17 protein-coding genes are annotated in these 20,035 nt (G+C 31.0%); 15 read left to right on the top strand and 2 right to left on the bottom strand.

Going from position 1 to position 20,035, the window contains the following annotated elements:
• Position 1: 1 nt before the first annotated feature.
• From BLT88_RS05540 to BLT88_RS05480, 13 genes are all read left to right on the top strand, one after another.
• Positions 2–772 (top strand): hypothetical protein, encoded by a 771-nt coding sequence (locus BLT88_RS05540; protein ID WP_091953551.1) that lies wholly within the window; start codon positions 2–4, stop codon positions 770–772.
• Between the two features lie 4 nt (positions 773–776).
• The gene (locus BLT88_RS05535) at positions 777–1,193 is read left to right on the top strand and encodes a VOC family protein (RefSeq protein WP_091953549.1); all 417 of its coding nucleotides are present in this window, start codon (positions 777–779) and stop codon (positions 1,191–1,193) included.
• Positions 1,193–2,056, top strand: a complete 864-nt coding sequence (locus BLT88_RS05530; RefSeq protein WP_091953548.1) for an RluA family pseudouridine synthase — start codon at positions 1,193–1,195, stop codon at positions 2,054–2,056. The genes BLT88_RS05535 and BLT88_RS05530 overlap by 1 nt, the downstream gene beginning before the upstream one ends.
• 128 nt (positions 2,057–2,184) lie before the next feature.
• Complete coding sequence (locus tag BLT88_RS05525) at positions 2,185–3,462, top strand: hypothetical protein (protein ID WP_091953546.1); 1,278 nt, start codon at positions 2,185–2,187, stop codon at positions 3,460–3,462.
• Positions 3,462–4,544: an AI-2E family transporter gene (locus tag BLT88_RS05520; protein WP_091953545.1), complete on the top strand. Its 1,083-nt coding sequence runs from the start codon at positions 3,462–3,464 to the stop codon at positions 4,542–4,544. The genes BLT88_RS05525 and BLT88_RS05520 overlap by 1 nt, the downstream gene beginning before the upstream one ends.
• A 7-nt stretch (positions 4,545–4,551) precedes the next feature.
• Complete coding sequence (locus BLT88_RS05515; protein WP_091953543.1) at positions 4,552–5,793, top strand: class I SAM-dependent methyltransferase; 1,242 nt, start codon at positions 4,552–4,554, stop codon at positions 5,791–5,793.
• A 72-nt stretch (positions 5,794–5,865) separates the two neighbouring features.
• A complete protein-coding gene (gene fdhD / locus BLT88_RS05510) occupies positions 5,866–6,660 on the top strand; it encodes a formate dehydrogenase accessory sulfurtransferase FdhD (protein ID WP_091953542.1) in 795 nt (264 codons plus the stop codon).
• Positions 6,661–6,670: 10 nt separating this feature from the next.
• Positions 6,671–8,962, top strand: coding sequence for an FdhF/YdeP family oxidoreductase (locus BLT88_RS05505; RefSeq protein ID WP_091953540.1), 2,292 nt, complete (start codon positions 6,671–6,673; stop codon positions 8,960–8,962).
• 9 nt (positions 8,963–8,971) lie between these two features.
• On the top strand, positions 8,972–10,498 hold the full coding sequence (locus tag BLT88_RS05500; RefSeq protein WP_091953539.1) for a hypothetical protein: 1,527 nt from the start codon (positions 8,972–8,974) through the stop codon (positions 10,496–10,498).
• A gap of 40 nt (positions 10,499–10,538) precedes the next feature.
• On the top strand, positions 10,539–12,173 hold the full coding sequence (locus BLT88_RS05495; RefSeq protein ID WP_091953537.1) for a beta-N-acetylhexosaminidase: 1,635 nt from the start codon (positions 10,539–10,541) through the stop codon (positions 12,171–12,173).
• Between the two features lie 3 nt (positions 12,174–12,176).
• A complete protein-coding gene (locus BLT88_RS05490) occupies positions 12,177–13,271 on the top strand; it encodes a mevalonate kinase (protein WP_091953535.1) in 1,095 nt (364 codons plus the stop codon).
• 3 nt (positions 13,272–13,274) lie between these two features.
• Complete coding sequence (locus BLT88_RS05485) at positions 13,275–14,147, top strand: sugar phosphate nucleotidyltransferase (protein WP_091953534.1); 873 nt, start codon at positions 13,275–13,277, stop codon at positions 14,145–14,147.
• A 52-nt stretch (positions 14,148–14,199) separates the two neighbouring features.
• Positions 14,200–16,011, top strand: coding sequence for a sodium:solute symporter family protein (locus BLT88_RS05480; RefSeq protein WP_091953532.1), 1,812 nt, complete (start codon positions 14,200–14,202; stop codon positions 16,009–16,011).
• A gap of 815 nt (positions 16,012–16,826) precedes the next feature.
• On the opposite strand, the gene rluF is transcribed toward BLT88_RS05480, so the two are convergent.
• Positions 16,827–17,717 carry a 23S rRNA pseudouridine(2604) synthase RluF gene (gene rluF, locus BLT88_RS05475; RefSeq protein ID WP_091953531.1) on the bottom strand — a complete coding sequence of 297 codons (891 nt, stop codon included), beginning with the start codon at positions 17,715–17,717 and terminating at the stop codon, positions 16,827–16,829.
• Between the two features lie 33 nt (positions 17,718–17,750).
• On the bottom strand, positions 17,751–18,353 hold the full coding sequence (locus tag BLT88_RS05470; RefSeq protein WP_091953529.1) for an alpha-ketoglutarate-dependent dioxygenase AlkB: 603 nt from the start codon (positions 18,351–18,353) through the stop codon (positions 17,751–17,753).
• Between the two features lie 355 nt (positions 18,354–18,708).
• Between BLT88_RS05470 and BLT88_RS05465 the strand changes: the two genes are divergently transcribed.
• Together BLT88_RS05465 and BLT88_RS05460 are read left to right on the top strand one after the other, a co-directional pair.
• On the top strand, positions 18,709–19,176 hold the full coding sequence (locus BLT88_RS05465; protein WP_091953527.1) for a hypothetical protein: 468 nt from the start codon (positions 18,709–18,711) through the stop codon (positions 19,174–19,176).
• 168 nt (positions 19,177–19,344) lie between these two features.
• The gene (locus BLT88_RS05460; RefSeq protein WP_091953526.1) at positions 19,345–19,887 is read left to right on the top strand and encodes a DUF5655 domain-containing protein; all 543 of its coding nucleotides are present in this window, start codon (positions 19,345–19,347) and stop codon (positions 19,885–19,887) included.
• The last annotated feature ends 148 nt before the right edge of the window (positions 19,888–20,035 follow it).

The following is a 20,035-nucleotide window of genomic DNA, read 5'->3' as shown; positions in this document are numbered from 1 at the left end:
TATGATTAAAAACATTTTAAACTTACTCTTAATTCTAATATTTTTCAGTTGTAGTTCTGATGAAAATTTTAGTGTAAAAAAAATTGAGGAAACAAAACCAAATTCTCCAAAATTAAAATATGATTTTCCTTTATTAGTAGGTAAACCTTTACATATAACTAAAAAAATAAATTCTGAAATTTTTAAAGATTTTCTTGATATAGACATCAATAAAGAGCACAAAAGTATTTTTGAAAACGTTTGGGGAACAAAAGAAAATTCTATTCCTATACTTTCTGATTTAACGTACAGTATAAACACACTTAATAAAAAAATGTATTCCGTTACTCTAAATGCAGATGGCTGTGGTGCATATTGCGAATTTTTCTCAACTACTTATAATTATGATTTATCAAATGGTCATCGGATTTATTTAGATTCCATTTTTAGTAAAAAAGGTAAAAAAGAATTACTCCTTTTAATTTCAAGCGAAAAAAGAAAAGAAATAGAAAGCTATATATTAAAAATCAACAACGAAGTTGTTTCAAAGCAGGATAAAAATAGATTAAACCAAACAATAGAACTTTATAAAAATTGTTTGAACAGTTTGCCTTTTAATTCCTTAGAATTTATCGACTTTAAAATTATAGACAAAACAATAGTTTTAACTTCAGAAAGATGTTCCAATCACGCAGAAAGAGCACTTGATGAGTTAGGAGATTATCAATTTATAATTAAACAAAGTCAAATAAACTCACTTTTAAATAAATATGGTAAAAACATTTTAAATTAAACTAATGATACAACCATTCCATTTAGCAATTCCAGTGCAAGATTTAGAAAAGTGTAGAACGTTTTACAGAGATATTTTAAACTGTGAAGAAGGTAGAAGTTCTGAACATTGGGTAGATTTTAATTTCTTTGGACATCAATTAGTTATTCATCAGAAAGATGGATTTAACCCAGAGAGAATTTCCAATCCTGTTGATGGACACGATGTTCCTGTACCGCATTTTGGAGTCGTTTTAACTTGGGAAGACTGGCATTCTTTAGCAAATCAATTAAAAGCTAAAAATACAAAATTTGAAATAGCACCTTGCATTCGTTTTGAGGGAAAGGTAGGAGAACAAGCAACAATGTTTTTTACTGATCCCGAAAAAAATGCACTAGAGTTTAAAGCTTTTAAGGATATGAGTCAGTTATTTGCTAAATAATGCAATTAGCGGAAACTCATTATGCAATTAAACAAGAAAAACCGATTCGTTTTCAAGAATATGGAGTTGGTGTTTTTAAAACTATTCCCACAAAATCGGGTATTAAAAAGGCTATTAAAAAAGAGTTTATTTTTATTGATGGAGTTTTAGCAACAACCTCAAAATATATTTCTGGCGGGGAAAAAATTGAGCTTTTTGAAGCTGAAAATTCACCAATTTTTGAGAGATTACAGCTAAATTTAGAAGTTTTATTTGAAGATGATTATTTAGCCATTATTTACAAACCTGCAGGTATTTTAGTTAGTGGAAATAAGTTTGTAACCATAGCAAATGGATTAACTCAAAACTTAAAAAAAAGCAATCAACTCGATGCTGTAAGACCGCAACCAATTCACAGATTAGATTATCCAACAAGTGGGCTTTTATTAATTGGAAAAACAAGTTCATCCATAAATGCACTAAGTGCATTATTTAAAAATAACGAAATTCAAAAAACATATTTTGCAATTACGATTGGGAAAATGGAAGAAAATGGTGAAATGAATTTTCATATTGATGAAAAAATAGCATTAACGCAATTTGATGTTTTGCGAACGGTAGTTTCTAAACGCTTCACTTTTTTAAATTTGGTGAAACTTAGCCCAAAGACTGGCAGAAAACATCAGCTTAGAAAACATTTATCTTCCATTGGAAATCCGATTTTAGGAGACAAAGAATATTTTAAGGAAGGACTTGTTTTAAACGGAAGAGGTTTGTATTTACATGCATCTGCACTAGATTTTATACATCCTTTTACAAAAGATACAATTTCTATCACCAAAGAAAATCCTAAAAAATTTACAACTATTTTTCCAGATTTTTAAAAACTTAAATTCGAGAATAATATAAAAACGGAGGTCATAAAAACACATATTAGATTATTATGAGTAGAACAAATAGTTTCTTCATTTAAAAAATGATATTTTAGCTTCAGATTTTTTAATGTAAAAAAATGAAGAAGCTTTTTAAATTTATTGGAATTCTTTTACTGCTATTAGTTATAGCACTCGGAATTTATTATTTCGTAAACCACGAACCTTTACCTAAAGGAGAAAAAGGAAAAGAAGCAGATGCTTTAGCCATTAGAATGTTGAATGCATTAAACAATGATGCCTTTTTACAATCGGAAACTTTAGAATGGAGTTTTAGAGGAAAACACTTTTATAAATGGCACAAACAAGAAAACATTGTTGAAGTTTCTTGGGATAAAAATAAGGTCATTTTACACACCAGTAAGCCTTCCGAATCTAAAATTTTTATTGATAATGAAAAAGTAGAAAATCAAGAATTATTAAAAAAAGCAAGTGATTTTTTTAATAATGATTCTTTTTGGTTGGTTGCACCCTATAAAATTTTTGATGCTGGTACGGAAAGACGTATTGTAAAGTATAATGATAAAGATGCTCTTTTAATCACCTATACCTCAGGGGGATCAACTCCAGGAGATTCTTACCTCTGGATTTTAAACGAAAACTATTTTCCAACATCATTTAAAATGTGGACTTCCATAATTCCTATGGGTGGTGTTTCTGCAACATGGTCTGAATGGAAAAATACTTCAGCAGGCATAAAACTACCCACAAAACATGAACTTTCTTTATTTGGAATGAAGTTAAATCTGGGAGATGTAAAAGCATATAATCCAAAAGCAGATCAACTTGCTTCTAAAATTCTAAAAGCTATCCATCACGAAGCATATAGAAAAACACGATATCTAGAATGGAGTTTTGGAGGTAGAAGACATTTTAAATGGGATAAAGAAAAAAATATAGCAGAAGTTACTTGGGATACTATTCGCGTAAATTTACATACAAGAAATAGAGAAAATAGTGCTGTTTATTTCCATAATAAAAAACAAGAAATTGCGGACTCCTCGCTTGTAAAAAAAGCTTGGGATATTTTTAATAACGATTCTTTTTGGCTAGTTGCACCGCATAAACTATTCGAAAACGGAATTATTAGGAGTATTCAAAAAGTAGATACCCAAGAGGCTCTTTTAGTAAAATATACAACTGGAGGAACAACCCCTGGAGATTCTTATCTTTGGGTTTTAGATACTAATTATGTTCCTAACAGTTTTAAAATGTTTGTGCCAAGTATGAAATTGAATGGAATCTCAGCGACTTGGGAAGATTGGAAGCTTACAGAAAGTGGCACTTTATTGCCTACAAATCATGCATTTTCTAGTGGAAACAAATTAAGTATGGGAGACGTAAAAGCCTATAAATAATGAATTCAAGAACCATCGCAAACGGAATTTTAAGAGCCATAGGAATTGTTTTAGGAATTTTACTATTTGTTTACTTTCTGTACATAATTCAATCTGTAATCGTTTACATAATTATTGCAGGAATTTTATCTTTAATTGCAAGACCCATTATTCTTTTTTTAAGAAGAAAACTAAAATTCCCAAATACCATCGCTGTAATATTTACAATGGCTTTAATGTTAGGCCTTTTAACAGGTTTAATTGTTATGTTTATACCTTTAGTTGCAGAACAAGGAAAAAGTTTATCCTTGCTAGAAGTCGATAAACTACAGCAAAATGTTCAACAAATATTTAGTCAAACTACAGCTTATTTTTCGTCAAAAGGAATTGATGTTCTAAGTGAATTAAAGGAGGTTGATTTTATGTCTCAATTTAAAGAAATTCCTAATTTATTAAATTCTGTATTAGGTGCTGTTGGATCTTTAAGTGTTGGTTTATTCTCTGTTTTATTTATCTCTTTCTTTTTTATGAAAGATAGCCAATTACTAAAAAAAGGTGTAATGACAATTATACCCAATGAAACAGAAGGAAGGTTTTCAAAGTCTCTAGAAACCATTAATGATTTACTTTCAAGATATTTTATTGGATTACTATTTCAAATTACAATTTTATTTGTGTTGTACACAATTATATTATTGTCTTTTGATATTCAGAATGGCGTAGTTATTGCCTTTTTGTGTGCGTTATTAAACCTAATTCCCTACGTCGGTCCAATGATTGGTGCTGTTATTATGTTTGTTTTATCAATGACAAGTAATATTGGATTAGATTTTCAAACCCAAATATTATCGACCTCATTATGGATTATGTTTTGGTATTTAATTGCTCAATTCATTGATAATTTTGTGAGTCAACCACTTATTTTTTCAAAAACAACAAAATCCCATCCTTTAGAAATATTTTTAATTATTATTATCGGTGGATTACTTTTTGGAGTCGTTGGAATGATTACTGCTATTCCCTTATACACGGCCTTAAAAGTGATTTTAAAAGAGTTTTTGTCAGATAATAAAATTGTAAAATCTATCACAAAAGATATTTAGAAAATCTTTGAATACTGCCATATTACATCCGAAAGTTCAGCAATTTATTGCTAACAATTTAAAATCTAACATCACTAAACTGATTTTAAAAGGGAGCCCTTTTGATTTGATTTCTATACAAGAATTGGCAAATCAGATTATTGCAAAACAAAAATCTGAACAAAAGTTACCAACTTGGTTTTCTGCTAAAAATATTTACTATCCGCCAAAACTCAGCATTGAACAAACATCATCAGAAATTACTGCAGATTACAAATCAAAATTTATTTCTGGAAATGCCATCATTGATATTACTGGTGGTTTTGGAGTTGATTGTTGCTATTTTTCTAAGCAATTTAAAAAGGTAATTCACTGTGAAATTAACGAAGACCTATCAACAATTGTAAAACACAATTATCAACAATTAAACATAAAAAACATTCAGACAGTTTGTGATGATGGCATAACTTTTTTAAAAAATACAGACACAACTTTTGATTGCATTTATATAGACCCTTCAAGAAGAAATGAGGTGAAGGGAAAAGTTTTTTTACTAAAAGATTGTCTACCGAATGTACCAGAAAATATTGATTTTTTATTCACAAAAACAGCACAAATTCTATTAAAAAACTCCCCAATATTAGATATTTCGAGTGTTATCTCAGAATTAAATTTTGTAAAAGAGGTGCATATAATTGCTCTGCAAAACGAAGTGAAAGAAGTACTTTTTTTATTAGAAAAAAACTACAAAGAAGAGATTCAAATAAAGACAATCAACATTCGAAAAGAAGACTTTCAAAGATTTGATTTTAAATTAAAAGAAACCGTAACTTCAAATTATTCGGCACCACTCTCCTATTTATATGAACCGAATGCAGCCATTTTAAAATCTGGCGCATTTCATCAAGTATCAAAACAATTAAATGTATTTAAAGTACATCAACATTCACATCTATACACATCAAACGAAATAATTGATTTCCCTGGAAGAGTTTTTAAAGTTGAAAATGTTATTCCATATCATAAAAAGAAAATCAAAAATTTTCTATCCGATGACCAAGCGAATATTACGATAAGAAACTTCCCGAAAACTGTTAATCAAATTAGGAAAGAAACAAAAATTAAAGATGGTGGTAATTCTTATTTATTTTTCACCACGCTTAAAAACAATAAATTAGTGGTTATTTGTTGTAAAAAAACTGGATGGCGTGCAGAACAAAAAAACATAATTCTTTTACGCTTAAGACCTCAAAAAAGAAGTCCCAAATAGACATTCAGCAATTTTGTTTTTTAACAACTATTTTTTTCATTAAGTTTGTATAGAAAGCGTAACTTTCCATTCATGCAAACGATTACATATCAGGCAATAAAAATTAATCAAAACACACAGATGTCTACTCAAGATGTTTTGGTTTTAGAAGCTCCATTGCAAATAAATATTAATAATGAACCATACACGGTTGTCATGAGGACACCTGATAATGATAAAGAATTAATAAGAGGTTTGCTATTTGCGGAAGATATTTATAAGAGTAAAAAAACTTTAACTTTTCAAATTGACAAAGAAAATAGTGGCATTACTTCTATCATAAACGTTACGATTTCAAAAGATTTATTAGGAAAAGGTTACCTCAATAAAAGAACTTTATTATCAGTTTCTTCTTGCGGAATTTGTGGTAAAAAAGAGCTCAAAGACATAAAAGTTGAAGGAGAAAAATTAGTTCAAATTAATTCATTTTCAAGTGAGATTTTACATGAAATGTTTATAACAATGAATCGTCTTCAAAATACTTTTAAAAATTCTGGAGGTAGTCATGCTGCTTCTATTTTTAATAAAAAACAAGAATTCTTAACGATTAAAGAAGATATTGGAAGACATAATGCCGTTGATAAAGTCATTGGAGATTTATTGATTAAAGACTATTTAAAACAGGCACATTACCTTTTTGTAAGTGGACGCGTTTCTTACGAAATTGTTTCAAAAGCATTCATCGCAAAAATACCAATAATTGTTGCGGTTTCAGCTTGTTCTTCCTTAGCCGTTGACTTTGCCAAAGAGTTTGGAATCTGTTTAATCGGGTTTACTAGGGAGCAAAAAATGACTATTTACTCAAACCCATCCTTTGTTAAAACATAAATCGGTCATCATGTCTAAAAACCCTAAAGAACAACCACCAGAAAAATTAACGGGAATTCAATTAACAAAAGTTCCTGAAACATCTGTGGGTATTAAAGCAATTTTATCTGCATTAACGCACGTAAAGAGTGAGGTTGGCATCGTAAAAGGCATTAGTTTATTAAAAAATTTAAATCAAAAAAATGGATTTGACTGCCCCGGTTGTGCATGGCCAGATCCTGATGAGAAAAGAGCTTTTTTAGCTGAATATTGCGAAAATGGTGCAAAAGCAGTCGCTGAAGAAGCAACTAAAAATAAAGTTACTCCGTTATTCTTTGCTACAAATTCGATACAAGAATTATCTGAATTATCAGATTATGAAATCGGAAAAAGCGGACGAATTACACATCCAATGTATCTCCCAGAAGGAAAAAATAATTATGAAGAAATTTCTTGGAGTAAAGCCTTTCATTTAATTGCTGAAGAATTAAATACGTTAAACTCTCCTGATGAAGCTATTTTTTATACCTCTGGAAGAACAAGTAATGAAGCCGCATTTTTGTATCAACTTTTTGTACGGCAATTCGGAACTAATAATTTACCAGATTGCTCTAATATGTGTCATGAATCGAGTGGAGCTGCGCTTTCTGAAACTTTAGGAATTGGAAAAGGATCTGTTACGCTAGATGACTTTAATCATGCAGATTTGGTAATTGTAATTGGGCAAAACCCTGGAACAAACCATCCAAGAATGTTAACTGCTTTAAGCGAAACGAAAAAAAGAGGCGGAAAAATCATGACTATTAATCCACTTCCAGAAGTGGGTTTAATGAATTATAAAGATCCACAAAACCCTCTAAAATGGTTTGGAAAGGGGCAAGATTTAACAGATTTATTTCTACAAGTAAAAATAAATGGTGATGTTGCTTTATTAAAAATCATCTTAAAATTGATGAAAGAAAAAGAAGATGCTGAACCAAATTCTGTATTTAATCATCAATTTATCCAAGAAAAAACAGCTGGCATTGATGATTTACTAAAAGATTTAGACACCTATTCGATTGATTATTTAATACCACAAACTGGGCTATCCATAGAAAAAATAAAAGAAGCTGCATCGCTCATTATCAATAATGATAAAGTGATTATTTGTTGGGCTATGGGTTTAACACAGCATAAAAATGCCGTTGATAATATTCGTGAAGTTGTAAATATTCTACTTTTAAAAGGAAGTATCGGAAAGAAAGGTGCAGGAACTTGTCCTGTTCGTGGACATTCAAATGTTCAAGGAGACAGAACTATGGGGATTTGGGAAAGACCGAAAGCTTCTTTTTTAGACAGTTTAGAAAAAGAATTTAAGTTTAAAGCTCCCAGAAAATATGGTTTTGATGTTGTTGAAGCAATTGAAGCGATGTCTCAAAAAAAGGCAAAAGTATTTTTTGGAATGGGAGGAAATTTTATTTCTGCAACTCCAGATACCACATTTACCGCAGATGCTTTGCGCAACTGTAACTTAACAGTTCAAGTATCTACAAAATTAAATCGAAGTCATTTAATCACGGGTAAAAAAGCACTGATTTTACCTTGTTTAGGACGTTCAGAAAAAGATTATCAAACTTCTGGAGCACAATTTGTTTCTGTAGAAAATTCAATGGGTGTTGTGCATCAATCTAAAGGACACCTAAAACCCTGTTCTAAAGAATTAATGAGTGAAACTGCCATTGTAGCAAATTTGGCTAATGTTACTTTAAAGAATTCAACCACAAATTGGATAGATTTAACTAATAACTACGATTTAATTCGTAATAAGATTGAAGCTACAATTCCTGGTTTTAAAAACTTTAATAAACGCGTAAGAATTAAAGGTGGGTTCTATTTACCAAACAATGCAAGAGATAATAACTTTAAAACAACAACTACAGGAAAAGCAAACTTTAGCATTAATAAACCCTCTGAAATCAAATTAGAAAACAATCAATTTATGATGATGACAATACGAACTCATGATCAATACAACACCACAATTTATGGATTAAATGACAGATACAGAGGTGTTTTAAATGAAAGAAGAGTTGTTTTTATGAATGTTGATGATATGAAAATTTTGGGTTTACAAAAACTAGATTTGGTTGATTTAACTAGTCATTTTAACAATGAAGTAAGAGAAGCAAAAGGTTTTCTGGCAATTCCATATAGTATACCAAAACACTGTACAGCAACCTATTTTCCTGAGGCGAATGTGTTAGTTCCTTTAAAAAGTAAAGCAGATATTAGTAATACTCCTGCTTCAAAAACAGTAATCATTACTATCAAAAAAAAATAATTTTAAACTATGAAAAAGATTTTATTTGTATTTGCACTTGTGTTATCTGGTCAATTACTTGATGCACAAAATGAAATAGTGCCTAAAAAAAAGAGTCAAAAAGCATTTGCAAAACTAGATTTTCTCTCTCTTGATTTGCCTAAAGATGACCCAAATATGGGTTTTACAGGAATTCATTACAATCTAATGTTAAATGATTGGTCTTACGCAGGCTTAGGTATTTACGGAGCCGTTTCTGGTAACAAAGGAGGCTTTTTTACGTTGGGTGTTAATGCCGGAATTAAAAAATATGTATCAGATGTTTTTTATATGGACGCAGGATTTCATTTTGGTGGTGGAGGTGGCGCTGGCGCCCCTGATGGTGGAGGAGCATTTATACTACCTCACTTTAATTTAGGATACAATTTCAAGCATTTTTCTATCAATTCTGGGTGGAGTTATGTTGACTTTTTTGATGGTGGAAATATAAATGGACATCAATTAAATGTAGGACTTGAAATTCCTCTAGGATATTCATTTTCTAATTATGAGGCTTCAGGAAATGAATTCAATTTTGAAATGTTAGAACGATCTAGTTGGAACGTAAACTCAAAAAGAACTTCTTTAATGCTTCATTTAAATAATTTAAAAATTGAGGGTGATGATACAAATATTAATGTTCAAAAATTTAATAGAGCAACCATTCGACTTGCTGGTTTTGAATTGGCTACATACTTTTCTAAAAACTGGTTTAGTTTCTTAAAAGTGGATGGTGCCTTTGATGGAATAAAAGCAGGCTACATGGACGTATTTTTAGGTGGTGGATATCACTTTTCATTTAATAAAAACCGAACAAATATACTAGCAAAATTCGGCGTAGGTGCCGGCGGGGGCGGCGGTGTAGGCACGAAAGGTGGTTTTTTAATGTATCCTGACATTTCTTTAGAACAAAAACTTTTCAAGAATACTTTTCTATCTATAAATAAAGGTTTCGTAATGTCTCCAGATTCACATTTTTACACGTCATCTTTTGGAGTTGGGTTAAAATATTATATTGATAGAAATGGAATTATATCTGAAGAAAAATCTTTCTCTAAAGGAAAATTTAAAGGTATAGAAGTGATTACCAAACAAGACCTTTATTTTAATGCGAAAAGAGATGGGAACCCAACAGAAAACTTACACCAAATTTCTTTACAAATAAATTTAAACTTGAATAAGAACATCTATGTTACGGGTCAAACTTCTTTTGCAAACTTTGGAAATGCAGGAGCTTATGCAGAAGGAATTGTTGGTTTAGGCACTAGAACAAATCCTCTATTAAAAGATAAAGTTATCTTTTTTGGGCAAATTTTAGGAGGAGCAGCCGGAGGCGGAGACATTAGTACTGGTGAAGGTTTCATTGTAAAACCAAGTGCTGGTCTCAGCTACAAACTTAATAATACACTCAGTTTTAGAACTGCTGCAGGTTTTGTAAAAGCAAAAGGCGGAAATTTAAGCAACCCCTTTGTCAATTTTGGGATAAAATATCATTTATCATTTTTAAAAATGAATTGATAAAAAACCCCTATTTTTAAAAAATAAAATTTTGATAAACATGAAAGGTAAAATTCTCTTTACATTTATTTCTTTTCTTTTTATTCATATTTTGACGACAAATTCGCAAGACATCAATATTATTCCGAAACCTCAAGAGTTTTCTTTTGGCAAAAATACTTTTGTTATTGATGAAAACACGCTCATTATCAGCCTAAAAGAAAGTGAAAAATCAGCGAAAATATTACAAAAATACTTTAAAGAAAATTTTAATTTACAACTAAAAGCTGCTGAATTTCACAGTTTTAAAAAAAAATCGATTTATTTTAAAACGAATAATAACTTAGCCGATGAAGCTTATGAATTGTCGGTTTCTGAAGATGGAATTACGATTTGTGCTTTAGATGATAAAGGTTGGTTTTATGCGGTTCAAAGTTTAATGCAATATTGTTCTTCCAGTTCTTATTTTTCTAAATATGAAAAATTAATAAATCTAAAAGAAGTTACAATTAAAGATGCCCCGAGATTTAAATGGAGAGCTTTTATGTTGGATGAAGCACGGTATTTTAAAGGAATGCAACAAGTAAAAATACTGCTAGATGAAATGGCTTTTTTAAAGATGAATGTTTTTCATTGGCATTTAGTCGATGATCAAGGTTGGAGAATAGAAATAAAAAAATATCCAAAACTTACTGAAGTTGGTTCTAAAAGAAAAAGTACACAGGTTGGCGCTTTAATGTGGGAAAGTCCCATACAATCGGCAGAACCACATGAAGGTTTTTATACCCAAGAACAGATTAAAGAGCTCATACAATATGCAAAAGAAAGACATATTACGATAGTTCCAGAAATAGAAATGCCAGGCCATTCCTCAGCTGCAATTGCTTCTTATTCTTGGTTAGGAACTTCCCAGAAAGAGATAGAAGTTCCTATTAAATTTGGAGTGGGTAAAGATGTGTATGATGTAACAAATCCAAGAGTATCAAAATTTTTAACGGATGTTTTAGATGAAGTGATGGGTCTTTTTCCATCCAAAGTGATTCATATAGGCGGAGATGAAGTAAAATACAATCATTGGAAATCTTCACTTTCTGTAAGAAAATACATGAAAGAAAAAGAATTGAAAACGCCTGCTGATTTGCAAGTTTATTTTACGAATAACATATCTAAATACTTACAAAAGAAAGGTCGAAGGATGATGGGATGGAATGAAATTATGGGACACAATTTGCATTATTACCAAAATAAAGAAGATACCAAAACGACTCAAACGTTAGCAAAAGAGAGTATTGTTCATTTTTGGAAAGGCGATATTGATCTAATTACAACTGCTGCAAGTAATGGATATGAAATTGTAAACTCGCTCCACTCCTACACCTACTTAGATTATAAATATATAGACTTACCGCTGTCTAAAGCCTACTCTTTTAATCCGATTCCCAAAAAACTAGACACAAAATACCATGACAAAATTATTGGTTTAGGTGCCCAAATGTGGGGAGAATGGATTCCGACAAATGGTGAGATGCATTTTAGAGTTTTTCCAAGAATAGCTGCATATGCAGAAATTGGCTGGACAAAAAACGAAAATAAAAATTTTAAAACTTTTAAAACAGCTCTAAAGAATCTTCAAAACAGATGGGAGAAAAAAGGAATTTATTTTGCTGATGATAAATTTGTAGAAAAAAACAAATAACTTTTGAGAGAAATTATATCTATAGCGCCAGGAAGAACTTGTTTGTTTGGAGACCATCAAGACTATTTAGGTTTACCAATTATTGCTTGTGCAATTAATAGACATATTACGTTAAAAGCTCGAGAAAACAATTCAAATAATTTCATTATTAATTTGCCCGATATCAACCAAACAAGAATCATTCCTATAAGTGAGAAGGCACTAAATTTAGAGAAAGAAGACTTTTTTATGTCGGCCCTTAAAGTTCTGCAGCGCTATCATTGCATTCCTAATACTGGTTATGAAATTGAGATTACAAGCAGTATTCCGATCAATGCAGGTGTTTCTAGTTCTTCTGCTTTAGTAGTTACTTGGGTTCAATTTTTACTAAAAGCCTTCGGCCCCAATGAATTATTGACTCCAGAATCGGTAGGCCAATTAACTTTTGAATCAGAAGTTTTAGAATTTCATAATCCTGGAGGAAAAATGGATCAATTTAGTATTGGCATTGGAAATATCATTTATTTAGAAACTGGCAATGATTTTTCTTATGAAGTTTTACAAGCTCCTTTATCAGGATTAATTTTGGCAGAATCTGGCGTTCCAAAGGAAACTATAGGGTTGCTAAAAAGAGTGAAAGAAAAGGCTTGGAAAGCGATCACTGAGGTACAAAAAAGGATTCCAGAATTTAAAATTGAAGAATCCAAAGTTGAAGATTTAGAAATGTATCTTTCATTTTTAACAGATGATTTAAAACCTTATTTAGAGGCTGCTATTGGTAATTTTAACATTACAAAAAAAGCACTTTTAGAGTTCAAAAAAGAAGTTCTAGACCTGCACGAAATTGGTGACTTAATGAATCGACATCATCATTATTTAAAAAATCTTTTAAAAATTACAGTTCCTAAAATTGATACGATGATTGATGCTGCTTTAAATGCAGGTGCCTTAGGAGCTAAAATTGTAGGCTCTGGAGGTGGAGGTAGTATTGCAGTGATATCTCCCAAAAATAAAGAAGCACAAATTATAAAAGCAATTTTAAATGCCGGCGCTAAAGATGCCTATTGCGTTGCGGTTGCTAAAGGTGCTAATGTCTCAGAAATAAATTTATTGAAATAAAATATGCATGATAACTTAATTATTCTGGCTGGCGGAATGTCTTCTAGAATGAAAAAACCTGCAACTTCAGACAAAGTGAGTAAAGAAGAGGAAGAGGAAGCAAATATTAAAAGTAAAAGTTTAATTCGTGTCGGTCATGAAGGCAGGCCTTTAATGGATTACCTTTTATACAATGCAAAAAAAGCAGGTTATAAAAACATCTACCTTGTTATCAATGAAAAAAATAGTTTATTCAAAGAATTTTATGGAGTACGTAGTACCCAAAATAATTTTAAGAATTTAACCATTTCTTATGCCATACAATACATTCCAGAAAACAGGACGAAACCTTTGGGTACTGCAGACGCTGTTTTTCAGGCAGTTGAACAGTTTCCTGAATTACAAACTCAACAATTTACAGTGTGTAATAGTGATAATTTTTATTCAGAAAAAGCATTCAAAAAGTTAAGTGAAACGAGCACTTTAAATGCATTTATAAGCTACGACAGAGATGCATTAGAATTCTCATTAGAAAAAATTTTAAGTTTTGCCATTGTTAATCTGGATACTGAAAATTATCTTAAAAATATTATTGAAAAACCATCCTTAGAAACTGCCAACACGAGCAAAGATGACTTTGGTAAAATAAGAGTGAGTATGAATATTTTTAAATTGGATGGAAACATGATTTATCCTTATTTAAAGAACTGCCCAACGCACGCAACAAGAAAAGAAAAAGAATTACCAACAGCTATTTTAAATATGGCAAAAGAAAATGCTAAAGCGGTGCAAGGGATTCCTATTTCTGAACATGTGCCAGATTTAACTTCAAAAGAGGATATTGTCATTTTAAAAGAATATCTAAAAAAGCATTTTCCAAATAAGTTAAACTGGTAAATTTTAAATATATATATTGCAATACTACTAAACAAGAACGAAATAGCTTTTCATGATAACATTAAGTACTTTAGATTATGTGTTAATTTTCACTTTTTTTGCAATTACATTATCAATAGGAGTCTATGTATCCAAAAAATCAGGAAAAAACTCAACTGAGTTTTTCCTTTCAGGAAGAACTATGCCTTGGTGGTTGTTAGGTATTTCTATGGTTGCCACAACTTTCTCCACAGACACGCCAAATTTTGTAACAGATATTGTAAGAAAAGATGGTGTTTCTGCAAACTGGATGTGGTGGGCTTTTTTAATTACAGGTTTACTAACTGTTTTTGTTTATGCAAAATTATGGAGAAAATCAAATGTAAATACAGATATTGAATTTTATGAATTGCGTTATGGCGGAAAACCAGCAAAATTTTTAAGAGTCTTTAGAGCCCTATACTTGGGCTTATTATTCAATGTTTTTGCCATGGCGGGTGTTACGTTAGCAGCTATAAAAATCGGTAGTATCATGCTAGGTTTACAACCCTGGGAAACCATTGTATACGCAGGTTCTGTTACTGTTATTTTTAGCGCTTTAGGTGGTTTTAAAGGTGTTATTTATACAGATTTTATATTATTTTTTGTTGCGATGGCAGGTGCTATTGGTGCCGCGATTTACTTAGTAAACCTGCCAGAAATTGGAGGAATACAAGCTTTAATTACGCATGAAAATGTTGTGAACAAATTATCAATTTTACCAGATTTTAATAATACTGAAGCCATTATTACCCTTTTGATTATTCCTTTAGCGGTGCAATGGTGGAGCTCTTGGTATCCAGGTGCAGAGCCTGGTGGCGGAGGATATATTGCCCAAAGAATGTTAGCGGCAAAGGATGAAAACCATGCAATTGGGGCTACTTTTTTCTTCAATATTATGCATTATGCTTTGCGTCCTTGGCCATGGATTTTAGTGGCTTTGGCCTCCTTAATTATTTTTCCGGATGTAGCCAGCATCCGAGAAGCTTTCCCGAATATCCCTCAAGATAAATTAGGTCATGATTTAGCGTACTCTGCAATGTTAACAAAGTTACCTAGTGGCCTTTTAGGATTGGTATTAGCCTCCTTAATTGCAGCCTATATGTCTACAATTTCTACACATTTAAACTGGGGTTCATCCTATATGGTAAATGATTTTTATAAGCAACAAATTAAAAAAAATGCTTCAGAAAAAGAATTGGTTTTAGTGGGTAGAATTTCAACCATAGCATTAATGATTTTTAGCGCACTATTTGCTTTGTATCTTCAAAATGCAAAACAACTTTTTGACATCATTATCATGTTCGGTGCAGGAACAGGACTTATCTTTATTTTAAGATGGTTTTGGTGGCGTATTAATGCTTGGAGTGAAATTTCTGCAATGATTGTTTCTGGAATTGTTTCATTATTATTTTCTTCAGAAGCCATTAGTACTGCTCTTTTTGGCAATGAAGGTATGATGCCAAATTGGGCAAAATTTCCAATGGTTGTATTCATAACAACCGTAGTTTGGCTGCTTGTTACTTTTATAACGAAACCCGAAAAAGCAAAAGTTTTACAATCTTTTTATGAGAAAACCCAACCTGGTGGACCGGGATGGTCAAAAATTATTCAGGAAGCATTAAAAGAAAATATTATACTGAAAGAAAAAGAAAATCCATGGAGTGTTCCTTCTGGCATATTAGCAATGCTTTTAGGATGTGTATTAATTTATAGTTGTCTTTTTACAACCGGATACTGGATTTACGGAGCATATAAAATTGCTATGGTCACATCTATTTTAGCTGCTGTTTCAGGTCTATTATTGGTGAAGGTTTGGAAAAAAATAAGAGTAGATATTTTATAATAACAACTGGTATTTAATTTCTACAAAATTAATAATTGAAATTACCATTAATACCACCGGCCATGCAAAAAAAATAAAAGGCTTTTCATTATTACCTCTTTCATTTATTTCATGCCCTCTAAAGGTAGGAAAATGTTTTTTAGCTTAACATAATTGTTTTTGACCTGAAATAAAGATATTTTTAAAAATAACTTGTGATATTTATAAAGAATAGTACATTTAAGTGAATAACTATATTGAATCATTTCTTTTATGAACTTTTAAATCTTATGGTTATGTTCAAAAGCACAATACAACAAATTATTCTTTTTATTATAACCTCAATTGTAACATATCAATCGGGAAAGTACTTAATTGCAATAGATGAACTTGAATCTTTCAAAGATTTATTGATTTTAACGATTTTCTTTATTTCGATGATATTTTTCATCAATCATCTCACAAGATTAATGAGAAAACTAATAGGATTTTTTAGTCTCTAGCTGCGTGTTTATCATTTATACACCACCACAAAAAACAGCTATTTGCTCTCTGAAAAAAGGACTATGCACATATACAATTTCGGCAACAGTGTGTTCCAAAAAAAATAAAGTCTTTAAATTACTGTTCGTTTCTTTTTAGATCTATTTTTTTTTCCTGACTTCTAAAATTCTAAATCTTTTGAATTTATCACTTATCTCAATATTACCTTTGTTTCCTAGTGAAGTTTTAACATGGTCTTGTAAATAATTGATTGAGGATTTAAAAAAAAATATTGAGGTAAAAAGCCTAATCTTAATCCTGATTATCATTAGAAGAAAAGAACATCCAAAAAATTAATACCTTTTCTTTTTCGAAGAAAAACTGCCAGTGTTTCTTTTACTTTTTGCTGACGATTTTCTAAATGAGGCACTTTTTTTGTTGAAATCGGTTTTTGCAGGTGCTTTATTTCTTTTCGGTTTTGCTTGTTTTGGTTTCTCCTTAACTAAAGATGCTTCTTCCGTTTTTGAAGAGCTAGAAATCATTTTATTGATTTCTTTCATCTCCTCGTCCGTTAATTCTCGCCAATCTCCAGCTTGTAAATAGCCGAGATCAACATTCATAATTCTGGTTCGCTTTAGCTTGGTCACTTCATAGTCTAAATATTCGCACATTCTACGAATTTGTCGATTTAAACCTTGTGTTAAAATAATTTTAAAGATTTTATCACTTACTTTTTCTACAAAACATTTTTTAGTAACTGTTCCTAAAATCGGAATTCCATTTCCCATGCCTACCAAAAAATCGTCTGTAATCGATTTATTTACAGTAACAAAATATTCTTTCTCATGATTGTTTCCAGCCCTCAAAATTTTGTTGACAATATCCCCGTCGTTTGTTAAAAAAATTAAACCTTCCGAAGGTTTGTCTAAACGACCAATTGGAAATAATCTTTCTGGGTAATTTACATGCTTTACAATGTTATTGGGTTCTCTTTCGTCTGTCGTGGAGACGATACCAATAGGTTTATTTAAAGCAATATATAGGGTGCTGTTTTTGGGCACTACCAATCGCCCATCTAATTTTACAACATCGTTTTTAGCGACTCTATTTCCTAATTGAGTTGGTTTTCCATTGATCGTAACCCTACCCTCATTTATAAATTTTTCAGCTTCTCTACGAGAGCAAACACCTGAAGAACTTATATATTTATTTAGGTTTATGGATTGTTGGTTTGTGTTTTCCAATGAAAAATATTTTCGGTAAAAGTAAGTATAAGATTATAATTCTATAGTTCTAAAAGTTAAATTAATTCTGGGTGAGTTTACTTTTTTTGTTGGCGGTAATCTATGAAGCCAATTTGTTTGAGTTCCTTTTTTCATCACCAATAAACTTCCATTTTCTAAAATTACATCTATACGCTGCTTATTCGCTTTATGTTTAAAAGAAAATTTACGCTCAGCGCCCAAAGACAAAGAGGCTATTGCGCCATTTTTCTTTAACATTTTTTCTCCATCAGCGTGATAGGCCATACCCTCTTCCCCAGAATGGTATAAATTTAACAAACAAGAATTATAGGTTTCACCACTTTCTTTTTCCACTATTGCTTTCAACTCGAGCAGTTCTTTTGTAAAAATAGTAGCCGTTTTTGTCACTTTAGAATACGTATAAGAGAATTCTGATGCGCCATACCAAGCCACTTTTCGTTTGGTAATGATTTTTTTGCCAAATAGCATTGCTTCATCATTCTTAAATTGAATGGTTTTCAGTAATTGATTATAGTAAAAAGTACATTTTTCCTTATCTAAAATTATTCCATGATAATTTGTAATACCGTCGAACGGTAAAATATTTGTAATGATTTCTGAGTTAAATAAATCCATCTGTAAAAATAAAAAAACAATTTTAGTAATAACAACATCTACCTAGGTATTCTAAATTTTATCATCTTCTTAAAGAAAGACCCGTTTATTTGTTGACACATGTGTTAGGCTTCGTTGCCCAAAATTGATATTGTGAAGTTGAGGTTTATAACTAAGGAATAATGGTATTACCCAAAGTATTTTAATAAACCAAAACCTCTACAAATTTAAATGATTAAAAATTTCGAAATCGAACTGCAATAGCCAAAATTATTTTAAAATCACTAAATTCCTAAAAAATGAATAACTAAGAACGTAGAAATAAACCTGAAATCAACATAAAAAATCTTTACTTTTACTCTCTAAAAAATAGATCATGAAAAAACTACTTTTATGTTTTCTTTTATCATTTTTTTTCTTAAAAAATAGTAAGGCGCAAGAATTATCTAATGGAAAAACAGTGCATTCTTTCTTTGAGTGGAATTTTGGAGTTGCCTTTATTTCTGATGTGAATTTCCCTATGCCAGGTACCTCGGTGCTTTGGGGTAAAACATTTATAAATGAAAATAATACTATTTTTGAATATGAAGCAGGTTTTGCACTTCCAACATTGGTAACGGGTAAAATAGGAATTGGTAAAAAGTTTAATAATACGAAAGTGATTGTTGGGATAAGACCTTTCCCATTCAATCTTTACCTGCAATCGAGTTTTCCTGCCGGAAAAAAAGGATATTGGATTGCAGCAGTTGAATTGAATCCACTTAAGTACGAAACCATTTTGTCATTTGAGTCAAAAGGGATCTTGAGTTTTGGTTATAGATGGAATCTACCTTCTAAAAATTAGAAAGCGTTTTGGCTGCAACGTACTTAAAAAATCACTAAATTAGTTTCGAAAAAAGGTAGTCGTATTTTAATGTGTTTGTTTTTATTCGAAAATCCTTCACAAAAAAAACCACTAAGTTCCTTCAGCAAAGACTGTGTGTAACAGGTTAAAAACTAAAATAGTATTCCTATGGAGAAAGCACTCAAAACAATGATTGAAAATATGCCCGAAAAAACGGGAAAATTATTAGAGGAATGGAAAATAATCTTAAAAGAAAAAGCTTTTAAAAAACATTCAGAAGGCGTCAATTACTTAAAAACAACGCATGAAGTTACACACGGATTCGCAAATACGATTGTAACACTCTCCAAAGAAAAAGATAATGCTACCCGAGACCTTCTTAAAAATCAGTACTTGGGGAAAGAAAATTTATTACCGATATACATGGCACTGATCACCTATATCGAATCATTAGGGAATGATGTAACGATAACACCCAAAAAAGGAAGTGTAAGTGTCCTTCGGAAGCGACAATTTATTTTGATCAAACCAGCAACTAAAACAAGAATTGATTTAGGTCTAAAGTTAAAAGAGAAACCTACTACAGAAAGGCTCGAAAACTCTGGTCCTTTTGGAACAATGTGCACACATCGCGTAAGAATATCAGAATTGATGGACATCAACGAAGAATTAAAAAAATGGATAAAAGAGGCCTACGAAAAATCCATATAAACGAGCTAACATAAAATTTAAAATGAATAAATAGCAATGTATATCCTCGAAAAACCTTTCGATTTTTCCTCGGACTCATTTTCTTTTAGTAATTTAGATTTAGCGCACTCTAAAAACGAATCATGTTAGGCGTCATTTGAAAAAAAAT

The organism is Polaribacter sp. Hel1_33_78 (genome assembly GCF_900106075.1).
GTDB lineage: Bacteria > Bacteroidota > Bacteroidia > Flavobacteriales > Flavobacteriaceae > Polaribacter.
Note: the sequence above shows the minus strand (reverse complement) of the source record. Positions and strands in the feature narration are given on the sequence as shown.

Coding starts and splice junctions, on each gene's coding strand:
- BLT88_RS05540 (WP_091953551.1), top strand. CDS start 2: ATGATTAAAAACATTTTAAACTTACTCTTAATTCTAATATTTTTCAGT.
- BLT88_RS05535 (WP_091953549.1), top strand. CDS start 777: ATGATACAACCATTCCATTTAGCAATTCCAGTGCAAGATTTAGAAAAG.
- BLT88_RS05530 (WP_091953548.1), top strand. CDS start 1,193: ATGCAATTAGCGGAAACTCATTATGCAATTAAACAAGAAAAACCGATT.
- BLT88_RS05525 (WP_091953546.1), top strand. CDS start 2,185: ATGAAGAAGCTTTTTAAATTTATTGGAATTCTTTTACTGCTATTAGTT.
- BLT88_RS05520 (WP_091953545.1), top strand. CDS start 3,462: ATGAATTCAAGAACCATCGCAAACGGAATTTTAAGAGCCATAGGAATT.
- fdhD (WP_091953542.1), top strand. CDS start 5,866: ATGCAAACGATTACATATCAGGCAATAAAAATTAATCAAAACACACAG.
- BLT88_RS05505 (WP_091953540.1), top strand. CDS start 6,671: ATGTCTAAAAACCCTAAAGAACAACCACCAGAAAAATTAACGGGAATT.
- BLT88_RS05500 (WP_091953539.1), top strand. CDS start 8,972: ATGAAAAAGATTTTATTTGTATTTGCACTTGTGTTATCTGGTCAATTA.
- BLT88_RS05495 (WP_091953537.1), top strand. CDS start 10,539: ATGAAAGGTAAAATTCTCTTTACATTTATTTCTTTTCTTTTTATTCAT.
- BLT88_RS05485 (WP_091953534.1), top strand. CDS start 13,275: ATGCATGATAACTTAATTATTCTGGCTGGCGGAATGTCTTCTAGAATG.
- BLT88_RS05480 (WP_091953532.1), top strand. CDS start 14,200: ATGATAACATTAAGTACTTTAGATTATGTGTTAATTTTCACTTTTTTT.
- BLT88_RS05470 (WP_091953529.1), bottom strand. CDS start 18,353: ATGGATTTATTTAACTCAGAAATCATTACAAATATTTTACCGTTCGAC.
- BLT88_RS05465 (WP_091953527.1), top strand. CDS start 18,709: ATGAAAAAACTACTTTTATGTTTTCTTTTATCATTTTTTTTCTTAAAA.
- BLT88_RS05460 (WP_091953526.1), top strand. CDS start 19,345: ATGGAGAAAGCACTCAAAACAATGATTGAAAATATGCCCGAAAAAACG.